The 15320-nt window shown below is 60.5% G+C and carries 17 protein-coding genes, 1 pseudogene and 1 riboswitch; of the genes and pseudogenes, 14 read left to right on the top strand and 4 right to left on the bottom strand.

Annotated elements, in window-relative coordinates; genetic code table 11:
- Positions 1-49: 49 nt before the first annotated feature.
- Positions 50-634, bottom strand: a complete 585-nt coding sequence (locus tag AB4O41_RS08340) for a hypothetical protein (RefSeq protein ID WP_460147170.1) — start codon at positions 632-634, stop codon at positions 50-52.
- 154 nt (positions 635-788) lie between these two features.
- Positions 789-1023, top strand: a riboswitch (cobalamin riboswitch).
- Between the two features lie 81 nt (positions 1024-1104).
- Here AB4O41_RS08340 and cobO point away from each other — a divergent pair.
- The 14 genes and pseudogenes from cobO (at position 1105) to AB4O41_RS08270 (ending at position 12711) form a co-directional block, all read left to right on the top strand.
- Positions 1105-1716 (top strand): cob(I)yrinic acid a,c-diamide adenosyltransferase, encoded by a 612-nt coding sequence (gene cobO / locus AB4O41_RS08335; protein WP_008071512.1) that lies wholly within the window; start codon positions 1105-1107, stop codon positions 1714-1716.
- A gap of 10 nt (positions 1717-1726) precedes the next feature.
- Positions 1727-3127: pseudogene (locus AB4O41_RS08330) on the top strand (cobyrinate a,c-diamide synthase).
- On the top strand, positions 3124-3774 hold the full coding sequence (gene bluB, locus AB4O41_RS08325) for a 5,6-dimethylbenzimidazole synthase (RefSeq protein ID WP_460147168.1): 651 nt from the start codon (positions 3124-3126) through the stop codon (positions 3772-3774). Before AB4O41_RS08330 ends, bluB begins: the two are co-directional and overlap by 4 nt.
- The gene (gene cbiB / locus AB4O41_RS08320; RefSeq protein ID WP_460147166.1) at positions 3771-4679 is read left to right on the top strand and encodes an adenosylcobinamide-phosphate synthase CbiB; all 909 of its coding nucleotides are present in this window, start codon (positions 3771-3773) and stop codon (positions 4677-4679) included. Before bluB ends, cbiB begins: the two co-directional genes overlap by 4 nt.
- Positions 4672-5664: a threonine-phosphate decarboxylase CobD gene (gene cobD / locus AB4O41_RS08315; protein WP_460147164.1), complete on the top strand. Its 993-nt coding sequence runs from the start codon at positions 4672-4674 to the stop codon at positions 5662-5664. Before cbiB ends, cobD begins: the two co-directional genes overlap by 8 nt.
- On the top strand, positions 5661-7133 hold the full coding sequence (locus AB4O41_RS08310; RefSeq protein WP_460147162.1) for a cobyric acid synthase: 1473 nt from the start codon (positions 5661-5663) through the stop codon (positions 7131-7133). Before cobD ends, AB4O41_RS08310 begins: the two co-directional genes overlap by 4 nt.
- A gap of 162 nt (positions 7134-7295) precedes the next feature.
- Complete coding sequence (gene cobU, locus AB4O41_RS08305; protein WP_460147160.1) at positions 7296-7817, top strand: bifunctional adenosylcobinamide kinase/adenosylcobinamide-phosphate guanylyltransferase; 522 nt, start codon at positions 7296-7298, stop codon at positions 7815-7817.
- A complete protein-coding gene (cobT, locus tag AB4O41_RS08300) occupies positions 7814-8869 on the top strand; it encodes a nicotinate-nucleotide--dimethylbenzimidazole phosphoribosyltransferase (protein ID WP_460147158.1) in 1056 nt (351 codons plus the stop codon). Before cobU ends, cobT begins: the two co-directional genes overlap by 4 nt.
- Positions 8866-9441 carry an alpha-ribazole phosphatase family protein gene (gene cobC, locus AB4O41_RS08295; protein ID WP_460147156.1) on the top strand — a complete coding sequence of 192 codons (576 nt, stop codon included), beginning with the start codon at positions 8866-8868 and terminating at the stop codon, positions 9439-9441. The genes cobT and cobC overlap by 4 nt, the downstream gene beginning before the upstream one ends.
- A 2-nt stretch (positions 9442-9443) precedes the next feature.
- Positions 9444-10178, top strand: a complete 735-nt coding sequence (locus AB4O41_RS08290; RefSeq protein WP_460147154.1) for an adenosylcobinamide-GDP ribazoletransferase — start codon at positions 9444-9446, stop codon at positions 10176-10178.
- A gap of 140 nt (positions 10179-10318) precedes the next feature.
- Complete coding sequence (locus tag AB4O41_RS08285; RefSeq protein ID WP_048394362.1) at positions 10319-10723, top strand: MarR family winged helix-turn-helix transcriptional regulator; 405 nt, start codon at positions 10319-10321, stop codon at positions 10721-10723.
- Positions 10724-10775: 52 nt separating this feature from the next.
- Positions 10776-11984 (top strand): MFS transporter, encoded by a 1209-nt coding sequence (locus tag AB4O41_RS08280; protein WP_460147153.1) that lies wholly within the window; start codon positions 10776-10778, stop codon positions 11982-11984.
- Positions 11981-12103 (top strand): hypothetical protein, encoded by a 123-nt coding sequence (locus tag AB4O41_RS08275; protein ID WP_007898919.1) that lies wholly within the window; start codon positions 11981-11983, stop codon positions 12101-12103. The genes AB4O41_RS08280 and AB4O41_RS08275 overlap by 4 nt, the downstream gene beginning before the upstream one ends.
- 56 nt (positions 12104-12159) lie before the next feature.
- The gene (locus AB4O41_RS08270) at positions 12160-12711 is read left to right on the top strand and encodes a glutathione peroxidase (protein WP_460147151.1); all 552 of its coding nucleotides are present in this window, start codon (positions 12160-12162) and stop codon (positions 12709-12711) included.
- Positions 12712-12800: 89 nt separating this feature from the next.
- Here the strand turns inward: AB4O41_RS08270 and AB4O41_RS08265 are convergent, their stop codons facing one another.
- The 3 genes from AB4O41_RS08265 to AB4O41_RS08255 all read right to left on the bottom strand — a co-directional run bounded on the left by AB4O41_RS08265 (position 12801) and on the right by AB4O41_RS08255 (position 15201).
- The gene (locus AB4O41_RS08265; protein ID WP_460147149.1) at positions 12801-14072 is read right to left on the bottom strand and encodes an OmpP1/FadL family transporter; all 1272 of its coding nucleotides are present in this window, start codon (positions 14070-14072) and stop codon (positions 12801-12803) included.
- 146 nt (positions 14073-14218) lie between these two features.
- A complete protein-coding gene (locus tag AB4O41_RS08260) occupies positions 14219-14701 on the bottom strand; it encodes a hypothetical protein (RefSeq protein ID WP_038979731.1) in 483 nt (160 codons plus the stop codon).
- A 275-nt stretch (positions 14702-14976) separates the two neighbouring features.
- Positions 14977-15201 (bottom strand): hypothetical protein, encoded by a 225-nt coding sequence (locus AB4O41_RS08255; RefSeq protein ID WP_007898912.1) that lies wholly within the window; start codon positions 15199-15201, stop codon positions 14977-14979.
- Positions 15202-15320: the final 119 nt, after the last annotated feature.

Below are 15320 nucleotides of genomic sequence, written 5' to 3'. Positions count from 1 at the left end.
TGCATTGACGTAATCATAGAGAAGCGTAGACGTTCGATGGTTCAACCCGTCAGCCGCGGGCTTCCTTGAACAATACGGCGATCCCTGGATGGTAGTTGCCGGTTTCATTACGCAACTTGCGGTAGGCGTAAGGGAAATACCAGGCCACGGCGCAGGTATGCTCCTTTTGCAGGTCGTCGACCATGTCCTGGAGCTCTTCCGGGGTGGCGCTGTGCTGGGCTTTTTGTGGCGCGACAAACAGGCAGCCGAGTTTCAGATCGCTGGCGTAGCTGATTCGCTTCGCGTCACTGGTGATGTCCGCCAGTGCCTGGGTCAGGTTCAGGCTATTGACTCGCGGCCAGCGCTGGGTGGCCTGGAGATATGCGCGTTCTTCGCTGCTGGCGATAAACAGATCGGCGCGGGCGTTGCGTTCGCCTTCTTCGGTCTGTTTGCGCGTCGACGTTTGTTGCAGCGTGACCATTTCTGCCATCCAGGCCGCGGCGGAGAGCAGGCCGAGGTTGGCGTTTTCGTCATACCAGTAAGGTGTATCGTTATCGCCGCGCACGGCATTGTAGCGGTCGATACAGTCAAACCAGCGTTCCAGCACCGGCCGCAGGAATTCCAGCTTCGGATTGCTGATGATCATGCCTTGCATGTGGCTCACCCTTGTTATTGTGTTGTCAGGTTGTGGCTCTTTGATATCACTGCTTGCAGTGTGGCACAAGATTGGCGTCAGTTAATTGATCGACGGCAGTTATTCGCTCAGAGGCGCCCCGGCTTTAATTGACGCTCCACCCCCAACCCTCTAACCTTCGCGGCTTGTTTCAGGTGCTCTGTGACGCTGGTCGACAGAGTGAAACAGGGAAGCCGGTGAGTGAATTTCTTCCAGCGAAGAATGATCACGATCCCGGCGCTGCCCCCGCAACGGTAAATGAGTAAAAGCTGCGCTTTGAGCCACTGTGTCGACTGTCGATATGGGAAGGCGCGCAGTTGGCCTTGGCGCCGCTCATGAGCCCGGAGACCGGCCTGACTCATCCAACGGCATCACGGTGGGCGATGCCAGGCTTCTTGCCGTCTATTCTTGTGCCTGCCCGCCGTTATCCAGCCTCAACGGAGAGCTCCCCCATGACTGATACCCCCGATCGTGACGAACGCCACCTGGCGCGCATGCTGCGCAAAAAAGCGGTGATCGACGAACGCATCGCCAACTCGCCAAATGAATGCGGTTTGCTGCTGGTGCTCTCCGGCAACGGCAAAGGCAAAAGCAGCTCGGCCTTCGGCATGCTTGCGCGGTCCATGGGCCACGGTATGCAGTGCGGCGTGGTGCAGTTCATCAAGGGGCGCACCAGCACCGGCGAGGAGTTGTTCTTCCGGCGCTTCCCGGAGCAGGTGCGTTTTCATGTGATGGGCGAGGGCTTCACCTGGGAAACCCAGGATCGCCAGCGTGACATTGCAGCCGCCGAAGCCGCGTGGGCGGTGTCCCGCGAATTGCTGCGTGATCCGGCCATTGGCCTCGTAGTGCTTGATGAGTTGAACATCGCCCTCAAGCACGGCTACCTCGATCTCGATCAAGTGCTCAGCGACTTGCAGGCCCGTCCGCCGATGCAGCACGTGGTGGTCACCGGTCGTGGCGCCAAACCGGAGATGATCGAGCTGGCCGACACTGTCACTGAAATGGGCATGATCAAGCACGCCTTCCAGGCCGGAATCAAAGCGCAAAAAGGCGTCGAGTTGTGAACTGCACTTTATGAATAGCCATCGTCAATGCCCGGCGGTACTGATCGCCGCGCCGGCCTCCGGTCAGGGCAAGACCACCGTCACCGCCGCGCTCGCCCGTTTGCATCGCAATCAGGGACGCAAGGTTCGCGTGTTCAAATGCGGCCCGGACTTTCTCGACCCGATGATTCTCGAGCGTGCCAGCGGTGCACCGGTCTATCAACTCGACATGTGGATGGTCGGCGAGCAGGAAAGTCGGCGTCTATTGTGGGAGGCCGCTGGCGAAGCCGATCTGATCCTCATCGAAGGCGTCATGGGGCTGTTCGACGGTACGCCGTCCAGCGCCGACTTGGCGCGGCACTTGGTGTGCCGGTGCTCGGCGTGATCGACGGCACCGCCATGGCGCAGACGTTTGGCGCGCTGGCCCTGGGCCTTGCGCGTTATCAGCCGGACTTGCCGTTTGCCGGTGTGCTGGCCAACCGGGTCGGCACCGTGCGCCATGCGCAGTTGCTCGAAGGCAGCCTGACTGAAGGCTTGCGCTGGTACGGCGCGTTGTCCCGGGAGACCGGGATCGAATTGCCGAGTCGGCATCTCGGCCTGGTTCAGGCCAGCGAGCTGAATGATCTTGATCTGCGTCTCGATGCGGCGGCTGAGTCGCTGACCAGCAGTTGCGATGTGGCTCTACCGCCGCCCGTGGAATTCGCCGCGCCTGAAATGATTACAGCCGAACCGTTGTTGGCCGGTGTGCGAATTGCCGTGGCCCGGGACGAAGCTTTCGCGTTTACCTACGGCGCGAGCCTGGATCTGCTACGGGCCATGGGCGCCAAACTGTCTTTCTTCTCGCCGATCCGCGACACCGAATTGCCGGAGGCAGACAGCCTGTATCTGCCGGGCGGTTACCCCGAACTGCACCATGTGGCGTTGTCGCAAAACACGCCGATGCTGACCGCGATCCGCGCTCATCACGCGGCGGGCAAACCGTTGTTGGCCGAGTGTGGCGGCATGCTGTATCTGCTGGATTCCTTGACCGATGTCGAGGGTACTCGCGCTGAACTGGTCGGCTTGCTGGCTGGTGATGCGGTGATGCAGAAGCGTCTTGCCGCGTTGGCTTTGCAGGCGGTTGAATTGCCGGAAGGTTTGCTGCGTGGGCACACCTATCACCACTCGTTGACCAGCACCGAACTTGAGCCGATTGCTCGTGGGCTGAGCCCGAATGGCGGGCGAGGGGGCGGAGGCGGTTTATCGTGAGGGGCGGATGACGGCTTCTTATGTGCATTTTTATTTTCCGTCGAATCCATCGGCGATTGCCGCGTTGTTTGTGCCTGATCGTGAGGCCGCCTTCGCGAGCAAGCCCGCTCCCACAGTGGACCGAGTTTCTTCAGGTCACACACCTTCTAATGTGGGAGCGGGCTTGCTCGCGAAGAGGCCATGACGGACAACGCATTTTCCGAAGCCGAACGCGAAGCTGTTTATCGCGCGATCGCCGAACGCCGCGACATGCGGCATTTCAGCGGCGGCACCGTCGAACCTGAGTTACTGAGGCGTCTGCTTGAAACCGCGCATCAGGCGCCGAGTGTCGGCCTGATGCAGCCTTGGCGTTTCATCCGCATCAGCGACCGGGCACTTCGCGGCAAGATTCAGCAGCTGGTGGAAGAGGAACGCATCCGCACCGCCGAAGCCCTCGGCGAGCGTTCCGACGAATTCATGAAGCTCAAGGTCGAAGGCATCAACGACTGCGCCGAGGTGCTGGTCGCCGCGCTGATGGACGATCGTGAGCGGCATATCTTCGGCCGTCGTACATTGCCGGAAATGGACATGGCCTCATTGTCCTGCGCCATCCAGAACCTTTGGCTCGCGTCCCGCGCCGAAGGCCTGGGCATGGGCTGGGTGTCATTGTTCGAGCCACAAGCGCTGGCGGACTTGCTGGGTTTACCGAGCGGGGCCAAGCCTTTGGCCATTCTTTGTCTGGGACCGGTCGAGGCATTCTATCCGGCGCCGATGTTGGTACTCGAAGGCTGGGCGCAAGCACGCCCACTCAGCGAGTTGCTGTATGAAAATTATTGGGGAGTGAGTCAATGAGTGTGGCGTTGTTGAGTGTCGCCGCGGTCGCGCTGGATGCGCTGCTGGGTGAACCCAAACGCTGGCATCCGCTGGTGGCGTTCGGTCGTTTTGCCGATCGCATCGAGCAGCGTTTCAACTCCGGTGGCCGTGGCTGGCGCAGTCATGGCGTTACAGCCTGGGTGATGGCGGTCGTGCCGTTGACTTTGCTGGCCACCGCAATTTCCTGGGCGCCTTACGTTGGCTGGATCGTAGAGATTTTGGTGCTCTATTGCGCCCTCGGTATGCGCAGCCTTGGTGAGCACGTCGAGCCGGTGGCCAAGGCCCTGCGCAGCGATGATTTAATCGAGGCGCGCAACCGCGTCGGCTATCTGGTCAGCCGTCAGACCAGTGAGCTGGATGAAACCGAAGTCGCCCGCGCCGCCACCGAATCGGTGCTGGAGAACGGCAGCGATGCGGTATTCGCCGCGCTGTTCTGGTTTGCCGTGGCGGGTGCGCCCGGCGTGGTGCTTTATCGTCTGAGCAACACGCTCGATGCGATGTGGGGTTATCGCAACGAACGCTTCGAGCGTTTCGGTTGGGCGGCGGCGAAGATCGATGATGTTCTGAACTACATTCCCGCACGTCTGGTGGCGTTGACCTACGCGCTGCTGGGCAAAACCCGACTGGCGCTGAAGTGCTGGCGTACCCAGGGCCCGACCTGGGACAGCCCGAATGCCGGGCCGGTGATGGCGGCGGGTGCCGGTGCGCTGGGCGTCGAGTTGGGCGGGGCGGCGATCTATCACGGTGAACTGCATCAGCGTCCGCAGTTGGGCGAAGGTGTGCCGGCGGATGCCGATTCCATCGACCGTGGCTGGCAATTGGTACAGCGCGGGATATGGTTATGGCTGCTGATTCTTTGCGTGGGGGCTGAGTTCTATGCTTGAGCACGGTGGTCGCTTGCGTAAGGCGGCGCTTGAATACGGCATTGCCGAAGCCGATTGGCTCGACCTGTCCAGTGGCCTGGCGCCCTGGCCATTCCCGGTCCCGGACATCCCGCTGCGGGCCTGGGCGCGGTTGCCGGAAACCGATGACGGGCTAGAGCAGGCTGCCTGCGACTATTACGGTGCGGCCCAAGTATTGCCGGTGGCCGGGTCGCAAATGGCGATCCAGTTGCTGCCGCGTTTGCGCCGGGCCGGCAAGGTCGGCGTGCTGTCGCCGTGTTACGCCGAACACGCCGAAGCCTGGCGTCGCAATGGTTACATCGTGCGTGAAGTGCTGGAGTCGGAAGTCGATTTCTTTCTCGACAGCCTCGACGTGCTGGTGGTGGTCAACCCCAACAATCCCACGGGGTTGAGCCTGACCCCGGCTCGCCTGCTGGATTGGCATTCGCGGCTGGCTCAGCGCGGTGGCTGGCTGGTGGTGGATGAGGCATTCATGGACAACACCCCGCATTTGAGCCTGGCACCGTTCACCCATCAGATCGGCTTGATCGTGCTGCGCTCCTTTGGCAAATTTTTCGGCCTGGCCGGGGTGCGGCTGGGTTTTGTATTGGCCGAACGCAAGTTGCTTAAGCTGCTGGCCGAACAGGTCGGACCTTGGGCGGTCAGCGGACCGACCCGCGTGCTCGGCCAGGCGTGCTTGACGGATACCGAGGGGCACACGCGACAGCGCATTCGCACTGACGAAGCCGGTGAGCGTCTGGCATTGCTGCTTGAGCAGTATGGTTTCAAGCCTCAGGGCGGCTGCGCATTGTTCCAATGGCTGATCACCGAGCGCGCCGAAGCGCTGCATGAATTCATGGCCCGGCGCGGCATTTTGCTGCGGTTGTTCACCCACACCAGCAGCGTGCGGTTTGGCTTGCCCGCTGATGAAGCGGATTGGCTGCGTCTCGAGCAAGCGCTTGAAGCCTGTGTCAAGGAAGCGCAATGACTACATTGAAGGTGCAGGGCGCCACTTTAATGGTGCAGGGCACCACGTCCGACGCCGGTAAAAGCACGCTGGTGACGGCGCTGTGTCGCTGGGTCACGCGCCAAGGCATCAGCGTCGTGCCGTTCAAGCCGCAGAACATGGCCCTCAACAGCGCGGTGACCGCCGACGGTGGCGAGATTGGCCGTGCTCAAGCGGTGCAGGCCCAGGCCGCCAACCTCGAACCGCACACCGACATGAACCCGGTGCTGCTCAAGCCCAATAGCGATACCGGCGCTCAAGTGATCATTCATGGTCGTGCGGTCACCACCATGAATGCCGTCGCCTATCACGACTACAAAGCCATCGCCATGCAGGCGGTGTTGGCCTCCCACGAACGGCTGAGCGCGGCGTATCCATTGGTGATGGTCGAAGGGGCGGGTTCGCCGGCAGAGATCAACCTGCGCGCCGGCGACATCGCCAACATGGGGTTTGCCGAGGCGGTGGACTGCCCGGTGGTGCTGATTGCCGACATCAATCGCGGTGGAGTTTTCGCGCATTTGGTCGGTACGCTGGAGCTGCTGTCGCCCAGCGAACAGGCAAGGGTCAAAGGCTTCATCATCAACCGTTTTCGCGGCGACATCGCCTTGCTGCAGCCGGGGCTGGACTGGCTGGAGGCGCGCACCGGCAAACCGGTGATCGGCGTCTTGCCATATGTGATGGACCTGCATCTTGAGGCCGAGGATGGTCTCGATCAGCGTCAGACCGACAAGGCTGATCAAGTGCTCAACGTGGTGGTGCCGGTACTGCCGCGCATCAGCAACCACACCGATTTCGATCCGCTGCGCCTGCATCCACAAGTGGACTTGCAATTCATCGGCCCCGGCCAGGCGATTCCGCCGGCCGACCTGATCATTCTTCCCGGCTCGAAAAGCGTGCGTAGCGACCTTGCGTACCTGCGGGCCAACGGCTGGGACACGGCGATCTCGCGGCACTTGCGCTACGGCGGAAAAGTGCTGGGAATCTGCGGCGGTCTGCAAATGCTCGGCGAGCAGGTGCACGATCCGCTGGGCCTTGAAGGGGCGCCGGGTTCCAGTGCCGGTTTGGGCTTGCTGGCGTTCGAAACGCAGCTCGAAGAAGAGAAGCAATTGCGCAATGTGCGTGGGCGCCTGGTGCTGGAAGATGCAGAGGTCAGCGGCTATGAAATTCATGCCGGGGTGACCTCCGGGCCGGCCCTGGAAAATGCCGCGGTGCAGCTCGACGATGGTCGCTGCGATGGCGCGCAAAGTGTCGATGGGCAGATTTTCGGCACGTATCTGCATGGCTTGTTCGAGTCACCGGCAGCGTGCAGTGCGCTGTTGCGCTGGGCTGGTTTGCAGGATGTGCAGGAGGTCGATTACCACGCCTTGCGTGAGCGCGATATTGAACGGTTGGCGGATCTGGTGGAGAAGCATCTGGATACTTCGTTGCTGCGTGAACTCTGTGGGATTTGAGGTGGCTGCACAGGCCTCATCGCGGGCAAGCCCGCTCCCACAGGTTTCGTGGGTGGACAAAAACCTGTGAACAGCCTCGATCCTTGTGGGAGCGGCGATGCGGCGATCCGACTTGCCCGCGATGAGGCCCGTCCCGACACCGAAGATTTTAAGGAATAAACCATGCTGCAACTGATCCTCGGCGGCGCCCGCTCCGGCAAAAGTCGCCTGGCTGAAAAACTGGCGACAGACAGTCTGCTCCAAGTCATTTACATCGCCACCAGCCAACCCCTGGACGGTGAAATGAATGAACGGGTGGCCCATCATCGCGCCCGTCGTCCAGTCGAATGGGCGTTGATCGAAGAGCCGCTGGAACTGGCCCGCGTGCTGTGCGAAAACGCCAGTGCCGATCGTTGCTTGCTGGTGGATTGCCTGACGCTGTGGCTGACCAATCTGCTGATGCTCGACGACGCCGAGCGCCTGTCTGCCGAACGCGAAGCTTTGCTGGACTGCCTGGCATCATTGCCGGGTGAAATCATTTTTGTCAGCAACGAGACCGGGATGGGTGTCGTACCGCTGGGCGAATTGACTCGCCGCTATGTCGATGAAGCCGGTTGGCTGCATCAAGCCTTGGCCGAGCGCTGTCAGCGAGTCGTCCTGACCGTCGCCGGCCTGCCCCTGACTTTGAAAGGAACTGCGTTATGACTCACTCCTGGTGGCTGAACCCGTGCAAGCCAATCGACGCGCAAGCAGTCGAACAGGCGCAGGCGCGTCAACAGCAACTGACCAAGCCTGCCGGCTCGCTCGGCCAGCTCGAATCGGTGGCGGTGCAATTGGCCGGGTTGCAGGGGCAGGTCAAGCCGACGCTCGATCAGCTGTGGATCGCGATTTTTGCCGGTGACCATGGTGTGGTCGTCGAAGGAGTGTCGGCGTTTCCGCAGGAAGTCACCGGGCAGATGCTGCACAACTTTGTCAGCGGCGGCGCGGCGATCAGTGTGTTGGCGCGGCAGTTGGGTGCTTCCCTGGAAGTGGTCGATCTTGGCACCGTCACGCCGTCGTTGAATCTGCCGGGTGTGCGTCACCTGAACATCGGTCCGGGCACGGCGAATTTCGTCCAGGGTCCGGCGATGACCCAGGCTCAGGGCGAACTCGCCTTGCAGGCCGGCCGCGACAGTGTGCAGCGCGCCGTCGCAGTCGGCGCGCAGTTGTTCATCGGTGGCGAAATGGGCATCGGCAACACCACCGCGGCCAGCGCGCTGGCGTGTGCGTTGCTCGATTGCCCGGTGGTGCATCTGGCCGGGCCGGGCACCGGTTTGAACGCAGCGGGTGTCAGCCATAAAGCCCAAGTCATCGAGCGTGCCCTGGCGTTGCATGGCGCTCAGCGTAGCGATGCGTTGCAAACCTTGTTCAACCTCGGCGGTTTCGAAATCGCTGCGCTGGTCGGCGCGTACCTGGCCTGTGCTCAGGAAGGCGTCGCAGTGTTGGTCGACGGGTTTATTTGCAGTGTCGCAGCGTTGGTGGCGGTGCGTTTGAATCCGGCCTGCCGTGAGTGGTTGCTGTTCGGTCATCGCGGCGCCGAGCCGGGCCATCGCCATGTGCTCGAAACCCTGAACGCCGAACCGTTGCTGGACCTCGGCCTGCGACTGGGCGAGGGCAGTGGTGCGGCGCTCGCTGTGCCATTGCTGCGTCTGGCCTGCGACCTGCACGGGCAGATGGCGACGTTCGCCGAAGCCGCGGTGGCGGATCGCCCGGCATGACCTTGCGCCTGGACCTGTTGCGCCACGGCGAAACCGAACTCGGCGGCGGTTTGCGCGGCAGCCTTGACGATGCGCTGACCGACAAGGGCTGGGAGCAAATGCGCGCCGCGGTGATCGAGCAAGGGCCCTGGGATCGACTGGTCAGTTCGCCGTTGCAGCGTTGTGCGCGTTTTGCTGAAAAGCTTGGAACGCAACTGGGTTTGCCGGTGCAGCTGGATAAGGATCTGCAAGAGCTGCACTTCGGCGCCTGGGAAGGGCAGAGCGCGGCGGCGTTGATGGAAACCAGTGCCGAGGCGTTGGGCTTGTTCTGGGCCGATCCTTATTCGTTCACGCCGCCTGAGGGTGAGCCGGTGGCGGATTTTTCTGCGCGAGTGTTGGCGGCGATCGAGCGGCTGCACACGGCCTATGCGGGTGAGCGAATCCTGCTGATCAGCCATGGCGGTGTCATGCGTTTGTTGCTGGCTCTAGCGCGCGGATTGCCGCGTGAGCAGTTGCTCAACGTTGAAGTCGGCCATGGCGCGCTGTTCTCGTTGTCGGTCGAATCCGGCGTCTTGTTGAGGGAAGCGATCTGACCATGTTGCCATTCTGGATCGCCCTGCAGTTTTTGAGCAGCCTGCCGATTCGTCTGCCCGGCATGCCGACGCCCAAGGAACTGGGCCGGTCGCTGCTGTTTTATCCGCTGGTCGGTTTGCTGTTCGGCGCGATTCTGTGGGGGCTGAACTGGCTATTGCTGGGCACGCCATTATTGCTTCACGCCGCACTGTTGCTCTGTGTTTGGGTCGTACTCAGCGGTGCGTTGCACCTGGATGGCCTGGCCGATAGCGCCGATGCGTGGCTTGGTGGCTACGGCGACCGTGAACGCACCCTGACCATCATGAAAGACCCGCGTAGCGGGCCGATCGCCGTGGTGACGCTGGTCCTGGTATTGCTGCTCAAGTTTGCCGCGTTGCTGGCGTTGATCGAGCAGCAACACAGCGTGGTCCTGATCATCGTTCCATTGATTAGCCGCAGCGCGTTACTGGGTTTATTCCTCACCACGTCTTACGTGCGTCCCGGTGGATTGGGGCAGGCACTGGCTGATCATCTGCCGCGTTTGGCCGGCAAACAGGTGTTGGTGATCAGTGCGGTGGCCTGTGTGCTGATGGCTGGCCTCAGCGGTGTAGGGGCGCTTGTGTTGGCGATGGTGCTGTTTGTCTGGTTGCGGCAAGTAATGATTCGGCGATTAGGCGGGACGACGGGCGATACGGCAGGGGCGTTGCTGGAATTGCAGGAAGTGGCGGTGCTGGTAGGGCTCGCATTGATCCTGTAGGAGCGAGGCTTGCCCGCGAAGGGAGCGCCGCGGTCGATCAGTCCGACCGCGTTATCGTTCTTCGCGGGCAAGCCTCGCTCCTACAAGTAATATGTGTCGAAAAATTTGCTTTCATTTAACCGCGGGTATATACACGCACTATGCTTCCTTCTCAATGTTTGTGCACTAACCTGCGTCGCGCCGCTCGTGGCGTCAGCAGGCATTACGACGGCGCCCTCGACGGCTTCGGGATCAACGTTGCCCAGTATTCTCTGCTGTGTAATCTGCAGCGTCTGGATCAGCCGAGCATCTCGTCTCTGGCCGAAGCCATGGGCCTGGATCGCAGCACCCTCGGGCGCAACCTGCGAGTGCTGGAAGGTGAAGGCCTGGTGACGCTGGTGGAAGGCGAGGACATGCGCAATCGCATCGTCCTGCTCACCGAAACGGGTCGTGAACGTCTGGCAGCGGCCTTGCCGGCCTGGGAAGCGGCGCAGCAGCGGTTGATCGACCGTCTGGGTGCCGAGAAGCGTGAAACCTTGCTGAAATTGCTGGACGAACTGGCTTGAGGCCAGTTTGCTCGGTCTTAAGCGGGTATATACCCGCTACTGGAGAACAAGAATGACATCAATGTGGCGTACATGCGGTTGGGTCCTGTTGGGGAGTGCGCTGATTCTGGCATTGTCCCTGGGTGTGCGACATGGCTTCGGGCTGTTTCTGGCGCCCATGAGCGCCGAGTTTGGCTGGGGCCGCGAAGTGTTTGCCTTCGCCATTGCTTTGCAGAACCTGATCTGGGGCCTGGCGCAGCCGTTCACCGGTGCGCTGGCCGACCGCTTTGGCGCCGCGAAGGTGGTGTTGATCGGTGGTGTCCTGTACGCCTTGGGCCTGGTGTTCATGGGGCTGTCCGATTCGCCGGTGACCTTGTCCTTGAGCGCCGGGCTGTTGATCGGTATCGGTCTGTCCGGCACCTCGTTCTCGGTGATCCTCGGTGTGGTCGGTCGTGCCGTGCCACCGGAAAAACGCAGCATGGGCATGGGGGTCGCCAGCGCTGCCGGTTCTTTCGGTCAATTCGCCATGTTACCCGGCACGCTGGGGCTGATCGGCTGGCTTGGCTGGTCGGCAGCGTTGCTGGTGTTAGGCCTGGTGGTGGCGCTGATCGTGCCGCTGGTGAGCATGCTCAAGGACAAGCCGCTGCCGGTCCTCGGGCACGAGCAAACCCTCTCTGAAGCGCTACGCGAAGCCTGTTCCCATTCAGGCTTCTGGTTGTTGGCGTTCGGCTTTTTTGTCTGTGGTTTTCAAGTGGTGTTCATCGGCGTGCACCTACCGGCCTATCTGGTGGATCAACACTTGCCAGCCACTGTCGGCACCACAGTGCTGGCGCTGATCGGTCTGTTCAATATCTTCGGTACTTATACGGCGGGCTGGCTTGGCGGGCGGATGTCCAAACCGCGCCTGCTCACCGGTCTGTATCTGTTGCGGGCGGTGGTGATTGTGCTGTTCCTCTGGGCGCCGGTCACTCAGGTCACGGCTTATTTGTTCGGCATGGCCATGGGTTTTCTCTGGTTGTCGACGGTGCCCTTGACCAACGGCACGGTAGCGACCTTGTTCGGTGTACGAAATTTGTCCATGCTCGGAGGGATCGTTTTCCTCTTTCACCAGCTCGGCTCGTTCCTCGGCGGTTGGCTGGGTGGGGTGGTGTATGACCGAACCGGGAGTTACGACTTGATCTGGCAGGTGGCGATTCTCTTGAGTCTGGCGGCCGCAGCCCTGAACTGGCCGGTGCGCGAGCAGCCGGTGGCACGTCTGCAAACCCGGATGAGTGCAGCATGAACAGTCTCTGGCCGCGGATGGCTGTAATCGCCATCGGCGTACTGCTGCTGGCCCTGGCATGGTGGGGCTGGCATCAGGGTGGCCTGGCGTTGATGCAGTTGGGCATGGGTGCTTGCTAGCGAGCGGCGAAGGCGAGTAATTTCGTTTTCTGATGATTGTTCAAGGATGCACCGACATGCTGATGCGCTGGCTTGCAGTTCCCGCGTTGCTGACGGCTTTTACCGGGTTGGTCCAGGCGGCAGAATGCCCGGAGTTGTTACAAGGCTCATTGCCCAAGCTGCGGGCCAAGGAATCCATCGATCTGTGCCAGCGCTTCGCCGGCAAGCCACTGGTGGTGGTCAACACCGCGAGCTTCTGTGGCTTCGCCCCGCAGTTCAAAGGCCTTGAGGCGCTGTATCAGCGTTACAAGGATCAAGGGCTTGAGGTGATTGGTGTTCCATCCAATGATTTCAAACAAGAATCCAAAGATGGCGCAGAGACTGCCAAGGTCTGTTACGTGAACTACGGCGTGACCTTCACCATGACCGAACCGCAGAAAGTGCGCGGCGATGACGCAACGCATTTGTTCAAGGTGCTTGCTGAACAAAGCAGTTCGCCGAAGTGGAATTTCTACAAGTACGTGGTCGATCGCCAAGGCAAGGTGGTCGCCAATTTCTCCAGCCTGACCAAACCGGATAATCCCGAGTTCATCGAGGCGGTGGAGAAAGCCCTCGCCTCGAAACCTTGATCGTCAGCCACTAAAAAGCCCCGCCTCTGTACAAGAGTGCGGGGCTTTTTCAATTCAGGCGGCGAGCGAGTCAAGCTCACCGTGAATCATCAGAAACGGTAGGTCGCGCCTACACCGAAACCGTTTGCCGAGTTTTCATACTTGGCGTTGTAGGACTGGCCACGGTTGTTGCTGTTGTTGACCTTGACCGACTCTTCGCGCAGGTACGAGTACGCCACGTCGATGGTCAGGTCGTCGGTCGGGCTCCAGCCGGCGCCCAGGCTGAAAATCTTGCGATCGCCTGTCGGGATGCGCGGGGAGCGGTTGACGTTGTTGGTCGGAGCCTGGTCGAAGGACAGGCCGGTACGCAATACCCATTCCTTATTCAACTGGTAGGACGCGCCGATGGCGTGAGCCCAAGTGTCGTGCCAGTTCTGCTCTTCGGTGATGGTACCGAACTGGCCGTTCAGGATGGTCGGCACGCCTTCGTTTTCAACGGTGATATCTTTCAGGCGGCTCCAGCGAGTCCAGGTGCTGCCTGCGTAGAGGGTCCACTTGTCATCCAGTTGATGAGTGAGCGAGAAGTCGACCGACTCAGGCGTCGTCAGGTCCAGCGAAGCATCGTACTTCTGGCTTGGGTTCTGACCCACGGCCGCGAGGACGTTGTAGTTGACCTTGGTATCACCTTCGAGCTTGTACTTCACTTTCGAGTGGTAGGTCAGGCCGACGCGCGTACTGTCGGTGGCTTGAACCAGCACGCCGATGTTGTAGCCCAGCGCGGTGTCGTCGCCCTTGATCTTGACCTTGCCGTCCGGCGCGGCCTGGGTGATCGACAGGTTTGATTCCAGGGTGCCCTCGATGCGGTTGATGGTCGGACCGAAACCGATCGACACCTTGTCGTTGAAGGCGTAGCTGACGGTCGGTTGCAAGGTCATGACTTTCACGTCGCTCTTGCTGCCGAAGTAACGGCCCGCAAAGCCGTTTTCGTAGTCGGTCACCAGACCGAACGGGGCGTACATGCCAATGCCGAATGCCCAGTGGTCATCGATTGGCTTGACGTAGTAGCCCATCGGTACGGCAACGAGGGGAACCATGTCGCCATCGTTGCTGCCGCTGTTGGGTCTGGAACTCGCGTTGCTGATGTCGGTATGTGCGTCAAGCAGTGCAGCGCCGCCAGTCACCTGTTCGCGCTTGAGGCGGGACATACCGGCAGGGTTGCCAAAAATGGTGCTTGCGTCGTCGGCAGCAGAAGATCGCCCGGCAAAACCTGTACCCATCCCGCTGATGCTTTGTTCGTTAATGGCAAAGCCAGCTGCAAAGATCTGGGTGGATGCCAAGGCAACGGCGAGGCTAAGGGTGGTTTTGAGCATTACTTTTTTCATTATTAGAACTCCTGGTGATCACCGGGGCGAAAATTACCAACATTTTCGTCCGGGCGCTATAGCCTGTATCGCTTGATTTAGAGCGGTTTTGTAGGACAATCCGACCAAAATCGCGACATGTTGTGCGATGTTCGGAAACGGGTGGGTTAGCAGGCGACCTGATTCAACGATGAAACACAGGTTTGCCAGGCGTAGGTGAAATCTCGCAGACGACCTTGGGGTTGGAAAGTCTGGCGCCAGATTCGGGCCATTCCCAGTAGGTCATCGGAGGCGGGGAGGGGAGTGTTCTGTTCTTCTACCAGCAGCCAGGCGATGGCAGTGGCGTAACGCAGGTTGACGGTCAATTCCAGATGCGGCCCGCTAAGAAAAGCATGCTGGCTGGCCAAGCCGCGCACCAGGCTCGCCCGATCCGGGTCCAGGGCCAAATAGTGATCCCATAAGGCTTGATGGCGGGGTTCGGCGATTCGGTACAGGCCGTGTCCACGGCGGTCATGCAGGGCTGAACCAAGGGCTGACTGACTGGCGGCGATGCCCAGCAGCAGGGATTCGGCAGTTGCGCTATGACGTCCGAGGTAGATCAACGTCGGACGGATCACATAACGACACAGTTCGCTGGCAGCGATACCCATAAAGCCCTCGAAACCTGAAGTGGTCGGCGAGACCTGAAGGGGGCCTTGGCAGCAATGGATCGATTCAGTCTCGCCGGAAGCGGATCAAGCCGCTTGAGTTGAAGTGTAGTGTCATTATTTCGCTGTAAAGGACTGTTTTTAAAATATTTCCGGCTTCGAGTTATAACCGTTATATCGGTTGGTGCTTAGCCGTAGGTCACGAAATGCGAAATATCGGGCAATAAAAAGCCCCGCTTTTCAGCAGGGCTTTTGAGGTTTTCAGCCTTTCTGGCGTCTCAGGCAACCAGTGCCTGGCGAGTACGCTCGATCACAGCCTGCAGCGGTTCTGCGCTGGAGTATTGATCAGGGTACAGGCGTTCGCTGTGACGAGCGATGCCGTGTTCGTTGACCAGAGTGAAGCTGAAGCAGCCTTTGCGAGCGGCCATGATCAGGCAGTTCATTGGAGCAAAAGCGTTGGTTAGGGTGCGAATGGCATCCTGAGTGTGGATTTGAGTGGACATAATTGGTGTTCCTACAAGCGACACGGATAAGAACCGTGCAAAGTTAAAACGTTCCAGTGACGACGACCACCATTGGTCGAACGAAGAACCCGACTGGAACAAAGCAGCCAGTTTGAAGC

This window comes from Pseudomonas sp. S2_A02 (genome assembly GCF_054668495.1).
The sequence above is the reverse complement of the archived record's forward strand: the minus strand, read 5'-3'. Positions and strand labels throughout refer to the sequence as shown.

What these genes read in the sequence shown, in the direction of transcription:
- AB4O41_RS08340 (WP_460147170.1), bottom strand. Translation starts at nt 634, where the DNA reads ATGCAAGGCATGATCATCAGCAATCCGAAGCTGGAATTCCTGCGGCCG.
- cobO (WP_008071512.1), top strand. Translation starts at nt 1,105, where the DNA reads ATGACTGATACCCCCGATCGTGACGAACGCCACCTGGCGCGCATGCTG.
- bluB (WP_460147168.1), top strand. Translation starts at nt 3,124, where the DNA reads ATGACGGACAACGCATTTTCCGAAGCCGAACGCGAAGCTGTTTATCGC.
- cbiB (WP_460147166.1), top strand. Translation starts at nt 3,771, where the DNA reads ATGAGTGTGGCGTTGTTGAGTGTCGCCGCGGTCGCGCTGGATGCGCTG.
- cobD (WP_460147164.1), top strand. Translation starts at nt 4,672, where the DNA reads ATGCTTGAGCACGGTGGTCGCTTGCGTAAGGCGGCGCTTGAATACGGC.
- AB4O41_RS08310 (WP_460147162.1), top strand. Translation starts at nt 5,661, where the DNA reads ATGACTACATTGAAGGTGCAGGGCGCCACTTTAATGGTGCAGGGCACC.
- cobU (WP_460147160.1), top strand. Translation starts at nt 7,296, where the DNA reads ATGCTGCAACTGATCCTCGGCGGCGCCCGCTCCGGCAAAAGTCGCCTG.
- cobT (WP_460147158.1), top strand. Translation starts at nt 7,814, where the DNA reads ATGACTCACTCCTGGTGGCTGAACCCGTGCAAGCCAATCGACGCGCAA.
- cobC (WP_460147156.1), top strand. Translation starts at nt 8,866, where the DNA reads ATGACCTTGCGCCTGGACCTGTTGCGCCACGGCGAAACCGAACTCGGC.
- AB4O41_RS08290 (WP_460147154.1), top strand. Translation starts at nt 9,444, where the DNA reads ATGTTGCCATTCTGGATCGCCCTGCAGTTTTTGAGCAGCCTGCCGATT.
- AB4O41_RS08285 (WP_048394362.1), top strand. Translation starts at nt 10,319, where the DNA reads ATGCTTCCTTCTCAATGTTTGTGCACTAACCTGCGTCGCGCCGCTCGT.
- AB4O41_RS08280 (WP_460147153.1), top strand. Translation starts at nt 10,776, where the DNA reads ATGACATCAATGTGGCGTACATGCGGTTGGGTCCTGTTGGGGAGTGCG.
- AB4O41_RS08275 (WP_007898919.1), top strand. Translation starts at nt 11,981, where the DNA reads ATGAACAGTCTCTGGCCGCGGATGGCTGTAATCGCCATCGGCGTACTG.
- AB4O41_RS08270 (WP_460147151.1), top strand. Translation starts at nt 12,160, where the DNA reads ATGCTGATGCGCTGGCTTGCAGTTCCCGCGTTGCTGACGGCTTTTACC.
- AB4O41_RS08265 (WP_460147149.1), bottom strand. Translation starts at nt 14,072, where the DNA reads ATGAAAAAAGTAATGCTCAAAACCACCCTTAGCCTCGCCGTTGCCTTG.
- AB4O41_RS08260 (WP_038979731.1), bottom strand. Translation starts at nt 14,701, where the DNA reads ATGGGTATCGCTGCCAGCGAACTGTGTCGTTATGTGATCCGTCCGACG.
- AB4O41_RS08255 (WP_007898912.1), bottom strand. Translation starts at nt 15,201, where the DNA reads ATGTCCACTCAAATCCACACTCAGGATGCCATTCGCACCCTAACCAAC.